Origin of the sequence: Virgibacillus indicus, from assembly GCF_002266285.1 — a bacterium.
GTDB lineage: Bacteria > Bacillota > Bacilli > Bacillales > Amphibacillaceae > Virgibacillus_K > Virgibacillus_K indicus.
On sequence record NZ_NPMS01000005.1, the window covers coordinates 25,205 to 43,983 of the forward strand.

Consider the following 18,779-nt stretch of genomic DNA (forward strand, 5'->3'; position numbering starts at 1 on the left):
TTTATTCAATGCTGGTATTTATTATTAATTTTTTTTATCCCGGGGGTATTTATAGAAACAATTATACCAAGACAAACTAATAAAATTAAGTCAGTCGCAAAGTAAGTACCAGTTATTGACCTTAAAATAAAAGATATAAATAATATTAACAAAAATCTAAGCATTATCTGATTCTCACCTATTTTTCTGCTAATAATCAAAATAAATATTTTATACAAAAATACACTAACTAAAATAATCAACCCAGTTATTCCAAATATTAATGTCATTTCCAACAAAAAGTTATGAGAATGGTAATATATGCCGTTGGTTAGTTTCCTAGCTATTCCAAAACCAGATGGGAAAGTTCCATTTTCACCTAAATATTTAATAATAATTGGATAAATATCATCTCTCCCACTTAAAAGTGTTGATTCGTCAATTCTTCCCTCCAACTGAGATATGAACAGCGAGAGGTTTCTCGAATTTATCCCAACCTTAGATATCGAGTTATTAATATATAGTAATATCTCTCTTAAATTAAAAACGATTCCTAAAACTAATGCACTCATTAAAAAAGACTTCAAATAAAATGTGAAACTTTTTTTATTGGACAATAATATAAACGTAAATACCGAAGTGATAATCGATGCAACTAGTACCATCCTCGATCCTAGTATTGCTAAAATCAATACATTAATTACTAAAAATATTATCATTTTAATACTTTTTCTTTTTTGTTCAACTAAATGAATTACTAGAATTAAGATATTCAAGTGTGACAAAAAGCCAATTTCATAATATGATATGTAACCATTCTGCCTATATAGGTAAAAAATAGGCAGAAGAAAAGTAAATAGTACTGAGAATCTAATCCAATTTTTTTTAACTAATGTAAAGGAAATAACTTTTTGTCCAATTAAATACACAGGAATAAAGCTGTACACCAATAAATTAACACCATCAGCAATAACGTAACTTTTATGTGATACAAAAAGTAAATTCAAACAAATAAAAATGGTAAGAATTCCATAAAAAAATATGATCTTGCGAGTGAATTTAAATTTATTCAATAGTAAAGTTGCTATAATTAAGCAAATTAAAAAAGTAGATTTAAAAAAGTAATCATTAATAAATGGTGCTAATAATAAACTTATAGACGTAAAGTATATATATATAACTAAAACCAAAGAATTATATTTAATATTATTCAAATGTAATACACCCATTCCTAAATTTAAAACAGTATTTCCTTTTTGGTTTAATGGTTAACTCATTTTAAAACCTCATTTTAAAAATTATCGTAGCACCAATAATTCACTATTATAAACAGATAGATATAGAAAAGGTATTTGGTAAGTTCATCAATTAGTGATTAAAAGAAAATAACTAATTGTTATATCATCCCCTAACCGCCATCAACGTCCGCTCCATATAAACAATCCTCATCAAAGCATCCTTCAACTCTCCAGCAGCATACCCATCAAACCCATCAATCAAGTCCACGAGCAACTTCCGATCCACCTCAACCGTCCGACCAACATAAATCTTCTCATAAACCGCATCCGGATGAACCTCATCCTCACCCAGCAGCTCCTCATACATCTTCTCCCCAGGCCGAATCCCAGAGAACTCTATCGGAATCTCATCCTCCGTATACCCTGATAGTTTAATAAGGTTCCTCGCCAAATCCACAATCTTCACAGGCTCACCCATATCAAGCACAAAGATCTCTCCACCCTTGGCAAGCGTCCCTGCCTGAACAACAAGACGTGAAGCTTCAGGAATTGTCATAAAGTAACGGGTCATTTCCGGATCCGTAACAGTTACCGGGCCACCACGTTCAATTTGTTTTTTAAACAATGGAATAACGCTTCCCCGGCTTCCAAGCACGTTACCAAATCGAACAGCGACAAATTTCGTCTTGCTTCGCTGGGCCATGTCCTGGACAACCATTTCGGCTACGCGTTTTGTTGCTCCCATTACATTCGTTGGGTTTACTGCCTTATCGGTTGATACCATGACAAATGTGCTGACGCCAAATGTATCAGCAGCTTCTGCGACATTTTTCGTACCGATGATATTATTTTTCACCGCTTCATGCGGGTTGTATTCCATTAATGGCACATGCTTATGTGCTGCTGCATGGTAGATAATCGCTGGCTGATGCTTTTCGACAATATTAAATATCCGCTCGCGATCCTGTACATCACCGATTACTGGAAGGATTTCAGTCTCTGTATCTCCATATGTATTCCGGAGCTCCATATCAATCGAGTAGATACTGAATTCACCATGTCCGACAAGAACAATTTTCTTCGGTGTGAACCGCATCAGCTGGCGGCAGATTTCCGATCCTATTGAGCCGCCTGCACCTGTGACCATCACAGTGCTTCCTGTTACATATTCGGAGATGGCATTGATATCAAGCTCAACTGGTTCACGCCCAAGTAAATCTTCCACTTCGACATTTTTCAGATGGCTGACAGATACTTTTCCTGTCATCAGATCCTCGATTTTCGGGATCATTTGCACCTTGGCATTTGTCTTATTGCATTCTACGACAATTTTCTCCAGTTTCCCATTCTTTAAGGAAGGAATGGCGATAACGATGTGCTCAATTTTTTCTGCTTCGACAACGTTTGCGATATCCTTCACTTTTCCAAGCACCGGCAGATTATAGACCTGCATCCTTTGTTTGGACAGATCATCATCAACAAATGCGACTGGCAGCAGTTCTGAATTATGCTCATTTTTTAACTGACGTGCAATCATGGCACCAGCTGATCCGGCACCAACGATAAGTGTTCGCTTCTGATTCTTCGTATCTGCGATGTAGCGATCACGGAAAATCCGCCACATAAAGCGTGAACCGCCGATTAAGATAATATGCAGCATCCATGTAACGATCAGTGCTCTACGGTAAATGGAAAAATCATTGACTAGAAATTGGACAATCCCTGCGGCAATAATCGATAATGTGATTGCCTGAACTATCGCAACCAGCTCTCCAACACTGGCATACGCCCAGACCTTATTATACAGCTTATAGAGAAATGCAAATAAATGATGAAAGAGTAATAGTGCGATTGCGCTGATAGTGATCGCATCTGTACTAAGTACATTGGTGAATGGATACACAATCCATGATGCGACGAAGATTGCTGTACTGACAATGATTGAATCGAGCAGGACAAGCAAGGTTAGTCTCGTTCTATATGACAATTTCTGCACGCTCCTTTCTTTTGCTGTTTTTTTATGTATAAGGTTATAGTTTTATAGGACTTATTTATAATATCATATCATTAAGTCGTGAGATAACCTTTTTTCTTCCTTTTATTCCTAATTTCTTGTAAATACTGCTGATATGTACTTTCACAGTACCCTCCGCAATATCTAACAGTCTGGCAATCTCTTTATTTCGCATTCCAAGCCTCATTAAATAGGCTGTATCACTTTCTCTGTGGGTTAGCTGGTAATCATTTTTCTCAAGATAATGTGCAAATATTTCCTGATTAATTGTCGCAGCTTCCAACAGTTCAGAAATAAAGTGCTGCGTACTCTCGGCAGGCAACACAAAGTGATCCGCATTTATAGCTCTCAGTATCTCTGCAATCCTGGCAATATTCTTTTCCGTTTTAATGATTATACTGTCCACGCCGGATTCAATAAGCTCTATTTTTCTTTGTTTCCAAGGCATATTTATTACTGCGATAATCTTTCTATTCGATTTCTTCATTCCCTTAATAACTGCGGGAGCCTTGTCATTGGGGAATGAGTCGATATCTATGATGACCATCGCTGCATCTATTTCTTTCCCGAGCGCCACTGTATAACTGTCATATCCGACAACAATCATGTCTTCTTGTTCATTGATTTGATCCTTTATACTGTCCATAAACGGATTCTTATTAATGCAATATACTTTTACCATACTATGTAACCGCCTGTTCAGGAATATGCGCTGCGTTTCACTTACAATAACTGTAAAATAAAAAAGCACGCAGACTCATCATACAAAATACCTAGTCATATTCCTAGTGACTGCGGGTAATAAAAGTCATAAATTACTGCTTCCATAGTCACAGTTACCAATAACTTTTCTTTGAAAACAGTCCCTGTAAATAGGCAATCACTTCTTTGCGGTTATGGATATTCACTTTATTGTATATTTCACTAATATAATTCTTAATGGTGCCTTCACTGAGGAACAGACGCTGTGCGATATGTTTATTTGAAGTTTCCTCCATCAAAAGGTGAGCAATATCAAGCTCCCTTGCAGACAAGTTGATCTCCCGGTTGGCAAGCTTTTGAGAGAGCAGTTCCTTTTTGCTGTAGTTAACCTGAAGAATCTGCCTGGCAAGAATTCTTGCCGCTTCCCCTGAAATGACAATCTCGTCATGATATGCATCACGGATAGACCGGATAACATGGGAGGCGCTTAGATCCTTCAGCAGAAATCCATCTGCCCCTACTTTCTTTCCTATCAGAACCAGTTCCTCATCAGCAAAAGTGGTCAGCAGAATAACCTTGGTCTTCGGAAAATGTTCCTTAATCTGAATCGTCGCCTTAATCCCGTCCACTTGCGGCATATGGATATCCATCAGAACAACATCCGGTTCGTGCTTCAGCATTTTCTCCATTGCTTCTTTTCCATTCGAAGCTGCTCCAACAACCACCATGTCCTCTTCCCGTGACAGCAGTGACCGGACCCCTTCACTAAACAGCTTCTGATCATCTACCAGCAAAACTTTAATCAACTCAAAACGACCCCTTTTACCGTACTGTCGCACCCCCTGCGATAATAACAGTGTAAAGAAAAGGATGTGCAAATGAATGTATACCTATTCTAAAACAAGCCGAGGAATTTCTTTTTCTTTGGCATCATCGGCTCCATGCGGTTGACATTCATGTTGTCAATCAGCAGCTGGCTGTTTTCCAGAAACATATAGAAGTAATCACTGCCAAACTGGTCTTTAACTTCATGAAAGGCTACATCCATACAGAATCCCCTTGATGTCGTATTATGTGCATCTGAGGCAATAAAATGTGTCAGGTTTGCCTCAATCAGCTGGTGGCTGAATTTTTGAATGTTCTTCCCAAACTTGCCAACAACACTTGCAGCAGTTACCTGCGTCAATGCACCTTTTCTGACAAAATCATATAGCTTGGAAGGATCCTCAATAATTTTGCTATTCCGCTCCGGATGGACGATAACCGGCGTATAGCCTGCCACCTGTATATCAAAAAGCATTTTTCCTGAATAGCGCGGTATCTCACCAGACGGAAACTCTACAAAGAGATATTTCGTGTCATTGAGTGCCAGCAGCCCGCCATTTTGAATATCCTCTATCATTTCTCCGTTTATTCGTGTTTCCTGACCTGGAATTACCGTAAGCGGAATGTCTTTTTTAGCAAACAGCTCACTTAATATGGAAACATTGTTCATAATGGTTTGACGGTCATTCTCATATTTCCCGTTTTTATGATGTGGTGTGGCAACAATAGCTGTAATTCCCTGATCAACAGCAGCCTTTGCCATGGCGATACTATCTTCTTCTGTCTTCGCACCATCATCCACTCCAGGCAATATATGACTGTGTATATCGATCATAGACTGTCACTTCCTTAACATTTTAAAAGAATTGTATAATTTATTATTATATCAGATTCTGACAATAGTTTACATGATACGATAGCCATTCCTGTGTTAATAATTTTTTACAATTTAAATGGGTCTTTTTGACCAATTATATCACGGAACAAGATATAAATGATAGGACTTTTTGTTACAAAAATGGAAGTTTCTGGAAAAATGTCAAAACTCCTCACATTATCTGTAAGGAGTTTGACATTAGTTTGTACCATAATAGTAATAGTAATTGGAATGTTTTTTCTCACGGTCATTTAACACAGTCCCCAGAAGCTTAGCTTTTGCCGGCTCGAGGGCCTCTTTTGCCTTCGTTGCTGCTTCGACTTCTGTATGCTTGCTGCGTATAACAAGCAATGAGCCGTCAACAATATTTGCCAGAATCTGCGCGTCTGTTACCGCAAGCACTGGCGGTGTATCAAAAATGACGATATCATAGGACATTTTTGCTTCTTTTAATAGATGATTCATTTTTCTAGATGCCAATAACTCTGCCGGATTAGGCGGAATCGGGCCACAGGAGATGACATCTAAATTTTCCACATCTGTCCTGTTGATTGTTTCGTTTAACGTGTTTTCACCAACAAGAACATTACTTAAGCCCCTTAAGTTGTCCAGGCGGAATGTATAATGTACGGTTGGTTTCCGTAAATCCGCATCAATAAGGAGAACTTTCTTTCCCTGCTGCGCATAAACAACGGCAAGGTTCGCTGTTGTCATTGATTTCCCTTCCCCCGGGCCGGATGATGTTACAAGCATGGATGTAAGCTCTTCATCGACGGAGGCAAACTGTAAATTTGTCCGGACTGTCCGGTACTGTTCCGTGATAGGCGATTTTGGATTCAATTTTGCGATCAGATGTCTTATTTTATTTTTCGGATTAGATAGATTTTTTCTGCGCGCCATTGAAGCCACTCCTTTTGCTGCGTTCTGGCTGGAATGTATAGTGATCCCCTCGAACATCACTGTCATTGATATGCGAGATTACACCAAGCACTGGAAGACCAAGTTTATTCTCAATATCCTCTTCTGTCGTAACCGTGTTATCTAAGTATTCCAGTAAGAATGCAATACCTACACCTACCATAGCGCCTAGTACGACTGCGATGGCAATGTTAAGTATCGGGTTTGGAGCAACCGGTGCTGGATTTTCACTCAGCTGTGCTTCTGTCAGCACACTGACATTGTCCACATTCATAATATCAGGAATTTTATCCTGAAAAATTCCTACCGTAGTATTCGCTATGTCAACAGCCATTTGCGGATGTTCGTCTGTTGCAGTTACTGATACTACCTGTGAACTCTCTTCACTGGAGACTTGAAGCTTTTCGCTAAGTGCTCCCGCAGAATAAGGCAGATTCAGCTCTTCCACAACTTCATCTAAAATAGCAGGACTTTTGATAATAACATTATAAGTATTTATGATTTCGACGTTTGAACGTATATCATTGACATTATATTGTACATTCGGATCCTGCTGCCCCTGATTAACGATAAACTGTGAACTAGATTGATAGGTTGGTGTCAGCACGAAATAACTGATTACCGCAGCAATCAATGCAGCTCCAAGTACGAATGCAATAATAAGAAGCAGACGTTTTTTTACGACCCCAAAGATCTCCTTCAGGGAAATTGTTTCTTCCATTTTGGTACCCCCGTATTCTCGATGAATTCATGTATAAATCTATAATTGCACGACTTTTCAACATTACAGTAAGAAATTATAACACATAAACTTGCAATGCAATATAGTTTTTTTGTTTTTCTTTTAAAATCCATAGGTAAATAGGAGGAATTTTGTAGAAAAATCAACTTTCCATAACTATGAGTATGAGTTACATTACAAATATATTACAAATTCGTTATTAATCTATTATATTTTTGCAATAAAAGATATAATAATAGGAATTCCTGGTACTTTTTGTATACATAGGAAAAAAGGTGATACAGGTGTGAAGGGGGAAACATCGATTGGCTAATAAAAAGATTATTATGTCGGTTACTGCGAGTGCGGCGATCGCGTCAGCAATTTTCGCAGCAGAAGAAGTGGAAGCAGCATCTCACAAAGTACAAAGCGGGGACTCGCTATGGGGCATTGCACAGCAATATGGCACCAGCGTCTCAAGCTTAAAATCAATTAACAACTTGTCGAGTGACCTAATTTTTCCAAATCAAGTAATCGAAACAGAAAAGAAATCATCTAACTCTAATACAAATAATAATAATACTACTAAACCATCTACTACAAAATCTACATACAAAGTAAAAAGCGGAGATACATTAAGTGGCATTGCCTCTAAACACAATATTTCTCTTTCTGATTTGATGAAATGGAATAACCTGGATACGACGCTGATTTACCCTGGGAATGTTTTTGTTGTGAGTAAAGGTGGCTCTTCAAATGCACCAGCGAACAATAATAATTCAGGTTCATCTGATAAAGGGTCATCCAGCACGGGATCATCCAGTGTCTATGTTGTAAAATCCGGTGACACACTGAGCAGAATCGCATCAAAATATAGCGGTGTGAGCGTTTCAGATTTGAAAAAGTGGAATAACCTGTCGTCTGATCTGATTTTGATTGGACAGAAATTGAGCGTTAATGGGAAGAGCAGTACTGGATCAAATAGCTCAGGCGCAAGTGAGAAGCCAACAGCAAATGTTGATTACAATGTGGATAAACTGATAAGTGTTGCAAAAAGCGTGAGCGGCGTCCCTTACAAATGGGGCGGATCAACTACAAGCGGGTTTGACTGCAGCGGGTTCATCTATTATGCCTACAAACAGGCAGGCAAGAGCATCAGCCGCACATCAACCGACGGCTACTTTAACCGTTCCTTCTATGTTAATAAGCCACAGGTTGGTGATATCGTATTCTTCGCAGGCACCTACAGAGCAGGCATCTCCCACATGGGAATCTACCTGGGCAATGGAGACTTCATCCATGCAGGCTCATCAACCGGTGTGACGATTAGTAATGTGAAAGACAGCTATTGGAGTAAACATTTTGATAGTTATAAGCGGTTTTATTGATTTGCTGTTTGGTTAATTGAGGTTTTTGTTAATTAAGGGCCGGATAGTTTAAAGAGGAGGAACTCCAGCGGGGCTGGAGTTCTTTTTTTGGTTGGGTGCGTGGGTGCTGCGGCTGAGTGGCGCCGGCGAGGCGCTCTGGCTGGGGGCTGCGGAGTGCGGTGCGGATTCGCATAGAGTCGCGCGACACTTGCGGAAATTCGCGCGAGGACTGCTTAATGTCGCGCGACAGCCGTGGGAAGTCGCGCGTTATGACTGTTTTATTGGGATATCGCGCGACTTACAGCATGGGTCGCACGAGTTCTGGTCCGAGTTGCGCGACTTTCCCTTTGCGTCGCGCGAGTTCCGGTCTGAGTTGCGCGACCCTCCCCTGCTGTTGCGCGACTTTCCATGTGCACCGCCCGACTTCCGGCATTACCGCCCGACCACTGTAAAGGTTTTAATAAAATTATCCTTTCACCCATCTCTTATACTTTTTCTCATAGATTAGACCACTGGATTGCAGTATTCTAGTTGCTGCGCTTCTGGATTTTATATTTAAAAATTGCATACAATCTGTATTCGTTATCCATGGTTTAACAACCAGCAAATAATCTTCAATCGTTTTATGGTGCGCAGTTTTCGAACGGTTAAAGCAGCGCCCGCACTCCCAGTTGCCATGAATCCGTTTCATACCAACCACCCCGCATACGAGACATGCCACTCCTGGCATGAGGTCGGAAGCTTTTATATTATGTTTTTTAATGATATCTATATCAAATTCCCTGCATTCTCTTAAAATGGCATTTCCTATTTTTCTGTCATCTATTTTGGCATGCTTCTCCGCATACTCCCTATTCTTTGCGAGTATCATTCCTGGAATATGAGCCCCATGAGCAACTGTCTTAGCAAGTTCCTGATCATCCCCCTTCACTTTGATAATTGTTGCCGGGTCACTGATTGCTATAAAGGGGTAAATGGGAATATCGGGGAAATTGCGCTCCTGAAGCCACATCTGAAGTTTGAATTTCTGAAGGTCCGCTTGCGTGACGGGGTAATTGAATCCTGTTTCCTTTCGCCCATCATCGCGGATCATTTGGCGGAGAACGGTATCAAACGTAATTGCCCCACTGTAATTTTTGCTTTCAACGGGAAATATCGCATGGGGAGTGTTTACGAGGGTGTCAATTTGGAATGACTTCCCCATCACGGTGAGGCATACGTCATGCAGAATCGTTGCTTCGGCTGCCAGAAAATCGATGTGATAATCAACCGCCTTCTCTCCTTCAAAGCCTTTCGTCCTGACTGCCTGCTCCCGCTGGACTTCTTGCAATTGCGGAAAATTCGGCCTCAGCCTTGGAACGGTTGCATCATATTTTTGCAATACAAGTGGTTTTGTTCGCCTTCTTATTATCATTTTTGCCCTCCCTGACGAGGGATTACGTCCCTCTTTTTGCTAATATCATACTATATAAATGGATAAAAGCAAGATGGGTAAAAAGCTGGCAGAGCTAGAAAAATTGTGTTTTCCTTGGGTATAGATCAGTAAAATTCCGGTTGGTATTTCCATTTTAGAAATATGGAGGAGGTTTTAGATTCAAAACTGAAATTTGCTGAGTAAAAATATTTTTGTTTATTATTTTATAAATAAAATGTCATGTTTTGTTCGCTTGAAACCATGCTATAATATGTGTATCGAAACGGAGGTGAAAAGCATGGAAAAAGAAGATCAGATAATTGGAATGCTGGAACAGATTATGGGGAAGCAGGATGAGCATAGCCTGAAATTGGACGAGCACAGTCGATTTCTTGGGGAACATAGCCAGAAGTTGGATGAGCACACACGAATTCTTGGGGAGCATAGCCAGAAGTTGGATGAGCACAGTCAAAAACATGATAATCACAGCACACAATTCGGCGAGCATGGTGAAATACTTCGGGCCCTCATTGCAGGTCAGGAACATTTGAAAGCTGAGTTCGATGGAATGAAAATTTCAAATGCAAAGGAGTTTGGTTTGTTAAAAGAGCAAAATAGTAATATTTCCACTAATTTAGTGCTCTTGCGTGATGATACCTGGGCAAACAAAGTGGATATACATCGCATTAAAAATACGATGGGAATGAAATAAAAGGTTTCATTACTAATCAAATCCCATCGTATTCTTCTACTAACTTCTTAGAATAGTTCTTCAGAAAAACCTCATTTTATAAAAAGATTAATGGTTGGGTCATTTGTATCCAGCCATTTTTACTTTTAAAGAATTTATTGCGATGCAGCTGCTGCGTCTTAGGGTTCCAGCAATATTGCCTCCTCCCTCCATACCCGCCAAACTGCTAAATCCCAGTCGAAGAATCATGCGTATTTGAAGATCTCACAGCAAACCAGTCCGATCACACATTCCAGTTTGAATGGTCTTTAGTTTGAGAGGCTGAAGGGAAAGTTGAGCTTTGGTCTGTATGGGATGGGTTTGAGTAAGTATTGGTGGATATCCGCGCGACTGGCACAAAAAGTCGTGCGTGGCTGCCTCAAAGTCGCGCGGCAACCATGAAAACTCGCGCCATTCCAGTTCAAACTCGCGCAATCGGCTTACATTTTATGGTTATCGCGCGACTAACCGGATGGTTCGCGCGACTCCGAGAGGTTCTCGCGCGACTTCCCAGCCGCGTCGCGCCCCACGATCGCGCGCCACGCCAGTGCTATCCCAGCCAAAACCGCTACCCCTTCACAGACCCAGCAAGCAGTCCTCTCACAAAATACTTTCCTAAAAATATATAAACCAGTAATGTTGGCAGTGCTGCGAGCAGTGCACCAGCCATTTGCACGTTCCACTGTACAATCTGGCTGCCTGATAGATTCTGCAGTGCAACCATTACCGGCTGCTGGTCCGACGTTGTAATCGTAACAGCGAACAGGAATTCATTCCAGATATTAGTAAACTGCCAGATTGCCACAACAACAAAACCCGTAATTGATAATGGGATGATAATGTGCCGGAATATCCCCAGAAAGTTTGCGCCGTCAATTTTGGCAGATTCAATCATGGAATCGGGAATGTTTGCATAGAAATTCCGGAACATCAGGGTTGTAATTGGCAGGCCGTAGACGACATGCACGAGAATCAATCCAGGAATTGTGTTATATAAATCAATCGTGCGCAAAAACTGAATCAGCGGAATCAGTATACTCTGATAAGGGATAAACATTCCAAACAGGATAAATGTAAAGATAATGTCGGAGCCTTTAAATTTCCATTTCGACAAAACATATCCATTCATTGCACCAAGCAGAGCGGACAGCAGTGTCGCCGGAACCACCAGGTAAATACTGTTCATGAAGTTCGGCGCCAGATTCGAGAAGGCTTCCGCGTAAGAGCTGAAGTCGATGGCTGTTGGCAATGTCCACATGTTTGCCAGTGATACTTCATCAAGCGGCTTTAAGCTCGTGACAATAATGACGTAAATGGGCATTAGAAAGATAATCGCAAAAAATACCAGGATGAAATATTTGATGAATTTTCCGATACTGAATGTTGGTGCCATTACTGTTCACCCTTTCTGCTGTTCCACAGATATGGAACAATGAATACCGCCACCAGAAGCAGCATTATAATTGCGATTGCTGCACCGTTTGCATAATAATTTCCCCGGAAGGTCGTTTCGAACATATAAACCCCTGGCACATCGGTAACAAAATTCGCACCGGAGCCTGTCATCGCATAAATTAAATCAAATATTTTCAGCGAAATATGCGCCATTATAATGATGACACTCATCGTAATCGGCATAAGCATCGGCAGTACCACTTTCCGGTAAACTTGGAATTCGCTCGCACCATCCATTCGTGCCGCTTCCCGCAGTTCATCCGGAATGCCGCGAAGTCCTGCTAAGTACATTGCCAGCGAAAATCCAGTCATTTGCCAGACCGCTGCAATGACAACGGCAATAATTGCGACAGGCAATCCAAATTCAATGCTTCCCCATTCAAATCCTGCAAGTATATTCGTATCCGTGTACCATTTCGGCTGGATGCCAAACACGCTCAAAAACTGGTTGAATCCAGTTGACGGATTTAACAGCCACTGCCATACAACACCCGTAACGATAAACGATAATGCCATTGGGAACAGGAAAATATTCCGAAAGATAGCTTCCCCTTTCAGCTTCTGGTCAATTAAGATTGCAAGACCCATTCCAATGACTATAACGAGTCCAATAAATAAAATCGTAAAAAATAATGTATTTCGTAAATCGGCCTGGAAACGGAAATCATTGAATAGATATATGTAGTTTTTTAACCCTGCAAAGGAGAAATCGGGGATTAGTGAATTATAATTACTTACGGAAACATATCCGGTCCAGCCGATAAATCCATAAACAAAAACAAGAATTAATATAAATGACGGTATCAAAAAAGCAATCGCCGTCCAATGATCCTTCGTTATTCTTTTTTTCGATTTCAGTTGTACTTCTTTCGCCATGTTAATCCTCCTTGCTTCTGAGGTCTCTCTGTATGAAGAAGAGGCCACCTAACCTAGTGGCGGCCTCATCCTATTTACATCTCAGGTGCTGCGTTTTGCAATGCCTGAATGAAATTATCAACATCTCTTTGTGTAACAAAAATATTTACAGCCTGATTTGCTTTTGTCAGGAATCCTTCAGATGCCGCGGATCCGTGAGCCAGACTTGGAACCAATCTTGAATTCTTGAAATCTTCCATTGTATCTTTTCCATACTGATCATATTTTTCCGGATCTGCATCAACACGTGCAGGAATCGAACCTTTTAACGGGTTAAATGCATCCTGTCCTTCCACTGACCCAAGAACAGTCAGGAATTTCTCGACATCCTCTACATTCTCAACACCCTTAGGCAATCCAAATGTATCGGTAATTATTTGGAAACTGCCTTCTGTTCCCGGGAATGCGAAATAGCCAAAGTCTTTATTTGTTTTCAGATCAAGGTCATTGGCAAAATACCCCTTTGCCCAGTCACCCATATTCAGCATGGCAACCTCGCCATTTGCAACGAGCTGACCGGAATCCTGCCAGTTGCGGGATGCGTGATCCTCATTCACATAATCAAGCATTTTCCCGAAAATTTCTGCCGCTTCCACGACACGTTCATCATCCCAGCCGATTTCACCAGCGAAAAGCTTATTATAATCATCTGGTCCAAGCACACCTAAAAGCACATTTTCGAAAATCTGTGTAGCTGTCCATGATTCTTTATCACCTAATGCCAATGGTGTAATTCCAGCTTCCTGCAATTTATCTGCTGCAGTGAAAAACTCATCAAAGGTTGTTGGAACTTCAATTCCATTTTCTTCAAATACCTTCATATTATAAAAAATAACGTTTCCACGGTGAATGTTCACTGGAACGGAATAGATATTGCCATCGTTGCTCACAAGATCAATCAGCTCTTCCGGAAATTTATCCATCCACTCATTTTCTTCATATAAATCATTCAGCGGTTCCATCTTATCTGCTGCCACCCAGCTCTTATTCAGCTCTTCACCACCATGCACCTGGAATGTTGATGGCGGATCATTTCCCTGCATTCTTGTTGCAAGCACTGCTTTCGCATTAGTTCCAGCACCACCTGCAACCGCAGCATTTTCAACGGCAATGTCCGGATGTTTTTCTTCAAATAAATCAATTAATGCGAGCAAACCATCCTCTTCCCCGGCACCAGTCCACCAGCTGAAGATCTCTACCTGCCCACTTGCAGACCCTTCACTGTCACCTGAATCCTCAGCATCCGATTCACCGGAAGAGTCTGAGCTGCACGCAGCCAGTACAAGCACAAGTGCTGCAAATAATAAAAATCCATATAATTTCTTCACTTCTTTGTCCCCCTTTATGATTTGATAACGCTTTCAAGTTTAATTATAGAAAAGTTCCAGCAATCTCAGCTGTAAAATTTCTGTATTCTTTTACGGTTTTCTTCATTTTTTAAAGATGGACTGCTGAAATTGCTTCGGGGACTCTTGATAATACTTCTTGAACACCCTGCTGAAGTAGTTCGGATCCTTGTAGCCTATCATAAAGCTGATTTCCTTCAAGGAATGCGAATTTCCTTCGATTAGCTCCTTTGCTTTTTCCAGACGGACCTTTGTTAAAAAGTCAATGAATGACATGCCAAATTCCTGCTTGAACATATTCGAAAAGTAATTTGGACTCAAATCTACAGATACCGCAACATCCTCAAGGCTTATAGCTTCATTAAAATGTTCATGAATATACTGCTTTGCTTTCTCGATATAGTTTTTCGACTGATAGTATTCATTCACTCCTAAGCAGCATAAATGAAGAAAAGAATGCCAGTCGGCTTCTGTATATAATGAAGAAAAGGAAGTTTTCGGCAAGGTTATCTGCTTAGCATCGATTATATTTTTAATTGCAATATACAAATCTTCCTTCTCACTTTCGGTTAGATGAAGCTTTTTATAATTCATAACCGCCTCACTTGCATGTCCCTTTTCCACCAAATGACTAATCTGCTCGACCGCATTTTGATTATTTTTTGAAACAGTCTGCATGAATCCATAATTGCTTTTTCCTTCATTTGCAAGCTGAACACTGGCAGCATATGCATCATGATAGGACTTCGGCAATTTTTCCAGAGACTGAACAGGAAAGCCAGCACCAATATAGTTGGTTTCTCCAATTGCAATGGAGAGCTTTCTCGCAAGGGTCAGTACATCCGGCTTTTTGATTTCCTGTGATGCCAAGATGCACAGCACCAGATTGCCATCCGCCTGATGCAGAATGTATTCTCCGTCGATATTTGCTTTTACAGCTTGTTCAGCTGCTTGCCTATTACTTTCAGCCAGTGATTTTATCACGAAAAAACAGCCGCTCTTCATTTCGGGAAAGATTTCTTCCTTTAACGCAGTAAAATCACCAGCAAGCGGCAGCTGCATTGCTTTTGATATAAACTTTTCCTTTAAAAGCTCCGCTGATTTCAGTGTGTTTTCCCGCTCGGCTTCAATTTCCTTCGCCACTCGCAGCAATGTTTTAACAATTTCCTCTTTCTTGCCAGGCTTTAATATATAATCCTTGATGCCAAATCGCATCGCTTCCTTTGCATAATCGAAGGAATCATAAGCGGAAACAAGAATAAATTTTACCTGAGGGTGCTTTGCATTAATCGCCTCAATTGCCTCCAGCCCATTTATTCCTGGCATCTTGATGTCCATCAATATAATATCCGGATTCAGAGATTCAGCCAGTTCGATTGCCATTCGGCCATTCGCTGCTTCACCAATGACAGCCATATTTGTAAAATTATCATCGATGAATTTCTTCATTGCTTTTCGTTCCAGCAGCTCATCCTCAGCTATTAAAATTCGCATGTTTCTCCCCCTGTATTGGCAATTTTAAGCGGATTGTTGTTCCTTTTCCCAGTTCTGACTCAATATCTGCCACATCTTCTTTCTGGTATTGCAACTGCAGTCGGCGAATCACGTTTGACAATCCAATCCCTGTTGAATGCCCGACATGTTCTTCATCTGGTTTTGCCTGTGAAAGCAGCTGGCTGATTTTTTCCTGATCCATTCCAACCCCATCATCACTGACTTCCACATGGATGATTTCGCCAGTCTGATAGATTTTTAACTGGATCACGCCACCCTCTTCTTTTTCCTCAATTCCATGGATAAAGGCATTTTCGACCAATGGCTGCAGGGTTAATCTCGGCACTTCAACCGCCAGACAGCTCTCATCAATATCCAGTTTGAAACGGACACGCTCCGAAAATCTCACTTTTTGAATGTGGAAATAATCTCTGACAACCTCAACCTCATCACGAAGCGAAACATTCTTTCCAATCTCACCCAAGCTATGTCTGAGCAGTGTTGCCACTGAATCAATCAGCCTTGATGTTGATTTCGCATCTTCCAAATAGGCCATTTTCGATAGTGTATTAAGCGTATTAAACAGAAAATGCGGGTTGATCTGATTCTGCAAATGCTTCAATTCCATTTCCTTAAGCAAACGGTCCAGCTCGGATTGATCCTTTATTTCCTCAACAAGCTTATGTATATCCCCGCGCATATCATTAAAGGCATTTCCGAGCAGTTTCAATTCATCGTTTGACTGAATCTCAACCGGATCCCCGAGCAAATCCCCTTCCGAAACTTCCTTCGCCGCATGTGCCAATTTGTTGATCGGCTGTGTAATCCCTTTGGAAAACCAAAGCGCAAAAAAGACGGCCAGAAGAATTGTTGTCACAAATAAAAATACCGTAAACAGCAGGAAGTTTTCATTTCGCTCCTGCAGATTTTGATAGAATGACTGGTAATCTGTCAGCTCTACATCAATTATTTCAAGTGCAGCTTCCTGGATATAATCAGAAGCCGTTCTGGCCTCCTCCAGATGAGCGGTATAAAATTCAATATCATCCCGCAGAACGAAGCCTACGGTAAGTTCGGTTTCATGAATAAATGTCTCTATTAAATTGATATAGTTTTTTATTTCTATTTTATTGGCATCATCAAATGAGCTTTCCAAACGATCCTTTTCACTTTCAAGACGCTGCTTTGCATCAAAATAATCCTTCTCATTATCCGAATTGGACTCTGTTACAACTATTTTCGTTTCCGAATACAGGTCTTCTGACTTTTGTGAAATAGAGTTCAGCAGCAGGAAGCGCTGAAAGCTGTCATGATAGCTTTTCGTTAATTCATTTGAACTGATAAAAATAGAAATTGATGTCACCTGAAATAATACGACAAATACCAGAAAATAGACTAATAGTTTTCCGCGGATTGTTTTCATTGTATTCTGCCTTCAGACTGATGCAAGTCACTTTTCTGGATAATTCTGGTTTCTGTAAAAATTTCGTTTTCCACCAGACCCTTTTCCTGAAGATAAATCATTACTTCCACCGCTTCTGCACCCATTTCCTTTGGATATTGTGCAATTGTCGCATCGATTTTATTATCGCGTATCAGCTCAAGTGTTTCGGGCAGCACATCAAATGCTGTTATGTATACTTGCTTTTTCGGAGCAATTTCCTGAAGGCCTTCCACCATGCCAATCCCATCAAGCGCACTGGTCCCAACCAATGCCGTGATTTCAGGATGTTCCTTGAGCAAGGAATAGGTTGCCTGTGTTGCACCGATTTCCGTAATATTCGATTCCTTTGTCGCGGCAATATGGATACGGTGCTCAGATTCAATCGCCTTTTTAAAACCAGCAATCCGCTCCTGCTGATTAATTGCCTCAAACCTTCCTGTCACAATCCCAACATACTGCTCCCCTGTCGTATTTTTTATAATCGTCTCAGCAGCCAGCTGCCCAGCATAATAGTTATCCGTTCCCACATATGCCTTGCGCTCGCTGCTTTTCACATCCGTATCAATCGTAATTACTGGGATATTCCGCTCCACCGCCTTATGAATAAGATCAACAAAGCGCCTCCCTTCAACCCCTTGTATAATAATCCCATCCACCCTCGCAGAAATCATCCGGTCAAACAGCCCCAGCAACTCATCATTATCCGCCTTCTTCGGTGCCACATACTCCAAATAAATTTCATTTTCTATTGCAGCATTAGTCGCACCTTCCTCAATCATGCGCCAGTAGTCATTTTCCGTCTCCTCCGCAATCAGCGCAAAATGGTAGGTATATTCATTTGCCTTTGTTGCCTCCGTTTCGATGTAGAATGTTTTGTATCCGTAGATCAGCATTCCTAGGAAGCTGATGAGGAAGAAGAGGCCGGATAGAGTGTATAGGAATTGTTTTGTATTGCTGGACATTGGGTTCACCTGCCTGTAAGCGTTTAAGTTTATTTTAGCATGAGAAGGGTGAGTTGACATAAACTAGGCTGTGTAATATTGGGAGGGGCTGGTGGTGCGGTCGGTCGGTGGGCTTGCTGGGGGGCTGCGGTCGGGCGGTGGGAGTCGGCCGGGTCGCGCGATACGGACTGAAAGTCGCGCGAGATCCGCTTAAAGTCGTGCGACCGCCATGTGAAGTCGCGCGAGCCCTGCGGAAACTCGCGCAATAACACTGCTTTATTAGGTTCTCGCTCAACTCTTCGGATGTTTCGCGCGACTTCCGGTCTGTGTCGCGCGAGTTACCAGATGGATCGCACAACTTTAGATTTAAATAATGCCACTAGTTAATTAAAACCTACT

Annotated in this window: 16 protein-coding genes; 2 read left to right on the top strand and 14 right to left on the bottom strand. The window is 41.0% G+C overall.

Annotated features, from left to right (window positions below):
- Positions 1 to 5 precede the first annotated feature (5 nt).
- From CIL03_RS20345 to CIL03_RS11385, 7 genes are all read right to left on the bottom strand, one after another.
- Entirely contained in the window at positions 6 to 1,208 is a 1,203-nt protein-coding gene (locus tag CIL03_RS20345) for an O-antigen polymerase (protein WP_338061887.1), read from the bottom strand.
- Between the two features lie 172 nt (positions 1,209 to 1,380).
- Positions 1,381 to 3,204, bottom strand: coding sequence for a polysaccharide biosynthesis protein (locus CIL03_RS11360; RefSeq protein WP_094885982.1), 1,824 nt, complete (start codon positions 3,202 to 3,204; stop codon positions 1,381 to 1,383).
- Between the two features lie 64 nt (positions 3,205 to 3,268).
- Complete coding sequence (locus CIL03_RS11365) at positions 3,269 to 3,913, bottom strand: helix-turn-helix transcriptional regulator (protein WP_094885983.1); 645 nt, start codon at positions 3,911 to 3,913, stop codon at positions 3,269 to 3,271.
- A gap of 154 nt (positions 3,914 to 4,067) precedes the next feature.
- Positions 4,068 to 4,739, bottom strand: coding sequence for a response regulator transcription factor (locus tag CIL03_RS11370; RefSeq protein WP_094885984.1), 672 nt, complete (start codon positions 4,737 to 4,739; stop codon positions 4,068 to 4,070).
- A gap of 89 nt (positions 4,740 to 4,828) precedes the next feature.
- A complete protein-coding gene (locus CIL03_RS11375) occupies positions 4,829 to 5,593 on the bottom strand; it encodes a tyrosine-protein phosphatase (RefSeq protein ID WP_094885985.1) in 765 nt (254 codons plus the stop codon).
- 240 nt (positions 5,594 to 5,833) lie between these two features.
- Positions 5,834 to 6,535 carry a CpsD/CapB family tyrosine-protein kinase gene (locus tag CIL03_RS11380; RefSeq protein WP_094885986.1) on the bottom strand — a complete coding sequence of 234 codons (702 nt, stop codon included), beginning with the start codon at positions 6,533 to 6,535 and terminating at the stop codon, positions 5,834 to 5,836.
- Positions 6,510 to 7,274, bottom strand: a complete 765-nt coding sequence (locus tag CIL03_RS11385) for a YveK family protein (RefSeq protein WP_094885987.1) — start codon at positions 7,272 to 7,274, stop codon at positions 6,510 to 6,512. Before CIL03_RS11385 ends, CIL03_RS11380 begins: the two co-directional genes overlap by 26 nt.
- Positions 7,275 to 7,600: 326 nt before the next feature.
- Here CIL03_RS11385 and CIL03_RS11390 point away from each other — a divergent pair, with 326 nt between their 5' ends.
- The gene (locus CIL03_RS11390) at positions 7,601 to 8,662 is read left to right on the top strand and encodes a C40 family peptidase (RefSeq protein WP_094885988.1); all 1,062 of its coding nucleotides are present in this window, start codon (positions 7,601 to 7,603) and stop codon (positions 8,660 to 8,662) included.
- Between the two features lie 445 nt (positions 8,663 to 9,107).
- Here the strand turns inward: CIL03_RS11390 and CIL03_RS11395 are convergent, their stop codons facing one another.
- Positions 9,108 to 10,055, bottom strand: coding sequence for a nuclease-related domain-containing protein (locus CIL03_RS11395; RefSeq protein WP_094885989.1), 948 nt, complete (start codon positions 10,053 to 10,055; stop codon positions 9,108 to 9,110).
- Between the two features lie 298 nt (positions 10,056 to 10,353).
- Between CIL03_RS11395 and CIL03_RS11400 the strand changes: the two genes are divergently transcribed.
- Complete coding sequence (locus tag CIL03_RS11400; protein ID WP_094885990.1) at positions 10,354 to 10,767, top strand: hypothetical protein; 414 nt, start codon at positions 10,354 to 10,356, stop codon at positions 10,765 to 10,767.
- Between the two features lie 586 nt (positions 10,768 to 11,353).
- Here CIL03_RS11400 and CIL03_RS11405 read toward each other — a convergent pair.
- From CIL03_RS11405 to CIL03_RS11430, 6 genes are all read right to left on the bottom strand, one after another.
- Positions 11,354 to 12,106: a carbohydrate ABC transporter permease gene (locus CIL03_RS11405; protein WP_420855415.1), complete on the bottom strand. Its 753-nt coding sequence runs from the start codon at positions 12,104 to 12,106 to the stop codon at positions 11,354 to 11,356.
- Positions 12,107 to 12,177: 71 nt separating this feature from the next.
- On the bottom strand, positions 12,178 to 13,116 hold the full coding sequence (locus CIL03_RS11410; protein ID WP_094885992.1) for a carbohydrate ABC transporter permease: 939 nt from the start codon (positions 13,114 to 13,116) through the stop codon (positions 12,178 to 12,180).
- A 74-nt stretch (positions 13,117 to 13,190) separates the two neighbouring features.
- Positions 13,191 to 14,483 carry an ABC transporter substrate-binding protein gene (locus CIL03_RS11415; protein ID WP_094885993.1) on the bottom strand — a complete coding sequence of 431 codons (1,293 nt, stop codon included), beginning with the start codon at positions 14,481 to 14,483 and terminating at the stop codon, positions 13,191 to 13,193.
- Between the two features lie 102 nt (positions 14,484 to 14,585).
- A complete protein-coding gene (locus CIL03_RS11420; RefSeq protein ID WP_094885994.1) occupies positions 14,586 to 15,995 on the bottom strand; it encodes a response regulator in 1,410 nt (469 codons plus the stop codon).
- Positions 15,976 to 17,418: a sensor histidine kinase gene (locus tag CIL03_RS11425; protein ID WP_094885995.1), complete on the bottom strand. Its 1,443-nt coding sequence runs from the start codon at positions 17,416 to 17,418 to the stop codon at positions 15,976 to 15,978. Before CIL03_RS11425 ends, CIL03_RS11420 begins: the two co-directional genes overlap by 20 nt.
- Positions 17,415 to 18,401, bottom strand: coding sequence for a sugar-binding protein (locus CIL03_RS11430; RefSeq protein WP_094885996.1), 987 nt, complete (start codon positions 18,399 to 18,401; stop codon positions 17,415 to 17,417). Before CIL03_RS11430 ends, CIL03_RS11425 begins: the two co-directional genes overlap by 4 nt.
- Positions 18,402 to 18,779: the final 378 nt, after the last annotated feature.

Excerpts from the sequence above, each read along its gene's own strand:
- CIL03_RS11430 (WP_094885996.1), bottom strand. The coding sequence starts at position 18,401 with ATGTCCAGCAATACAAAACAATTCCTATACACTCTATCCGGCCTCTTC.
- CIL03_RS11365 (WP_094885983.1), bottom strand. The coding sequence starts at position 3,913 with ATGGTAAAAGTATATTGCATTAATAAGAATCCGTTTATGGACAGTATA.
- CIL03_RS11425 (WP_094885995.1), bottom strand. The coding sequence starts at position 17,418 with ATGAAAACAATCCGCGGAAAACTATTAGTCTATTTTCTGGTATTTGTC.
- CIL03_RS11380 (WP_094885986.1), bottom strand. The coding sequence starts at position 6,535 with ATGGCGCGCAGAAAAAATCTATCTAATCCGAAAAATAAAATAAGACAT.
- CIL03_RS11375 (WP_094885985.1), bottom strand. The coding sequence starts at position 5,593 with ATGATCGATATACACAGTCATATATTGCCTGGAGTGGATGATGGTGCG.
- CIL03_RS20345 (WP_338061887.1), bottom strand. The coding sequence starts at position 1,208 with ATGGGTGTATTACATTTGAATAATATTAAATATAATTCTTTGGTTTTA.
- CIL03_RS11395 (WP_094885989.1), bottom strand. The coding sequence starts at position 10,055 with ATGATAATAAGAAGGCGAACAAAACCACTTGTATTGCAAAAATATGAT.
- CIL03_RS11410 (WP_094885992.1), bottom strand. The coding sequence starts at position 13,116 with ATGGCGAAAGAAGTACAACTGAAATCGAAAAAAAGAATAACGAAGGAT.
- CIL03_RS11400 (WP_094885990.1), top strand. The coding sequence starts at position 10,354 with ATGGAAAAAGAAGATCAGATAATTGGAATGCTGGAACAGATTATGGGG.
- CIL03_RS11405 (WP_420855415.1), bottom strand. The coding sequence starts at position 12,106 with ATGCCCATTTACGTCATTATTGTCACGAGCTTAAAGCCGCTTGATGAA.
- CIL03_RS11385 (WP_094885987.1), bottom strand. The coding sequence starts at position 7,274 with ATGGAAGAAACAATTTCCCTGAAGGAGATCTTTGGGGTCGTAAAAAAA.
- CIL03_RS11420 (WP_094885994.1), bottom strand. The coding sequence starts at position 15,995 with ATGCGAATTTTAATAGCTGAGGATGAGCTGCTGGAACGAAAAGCAATG.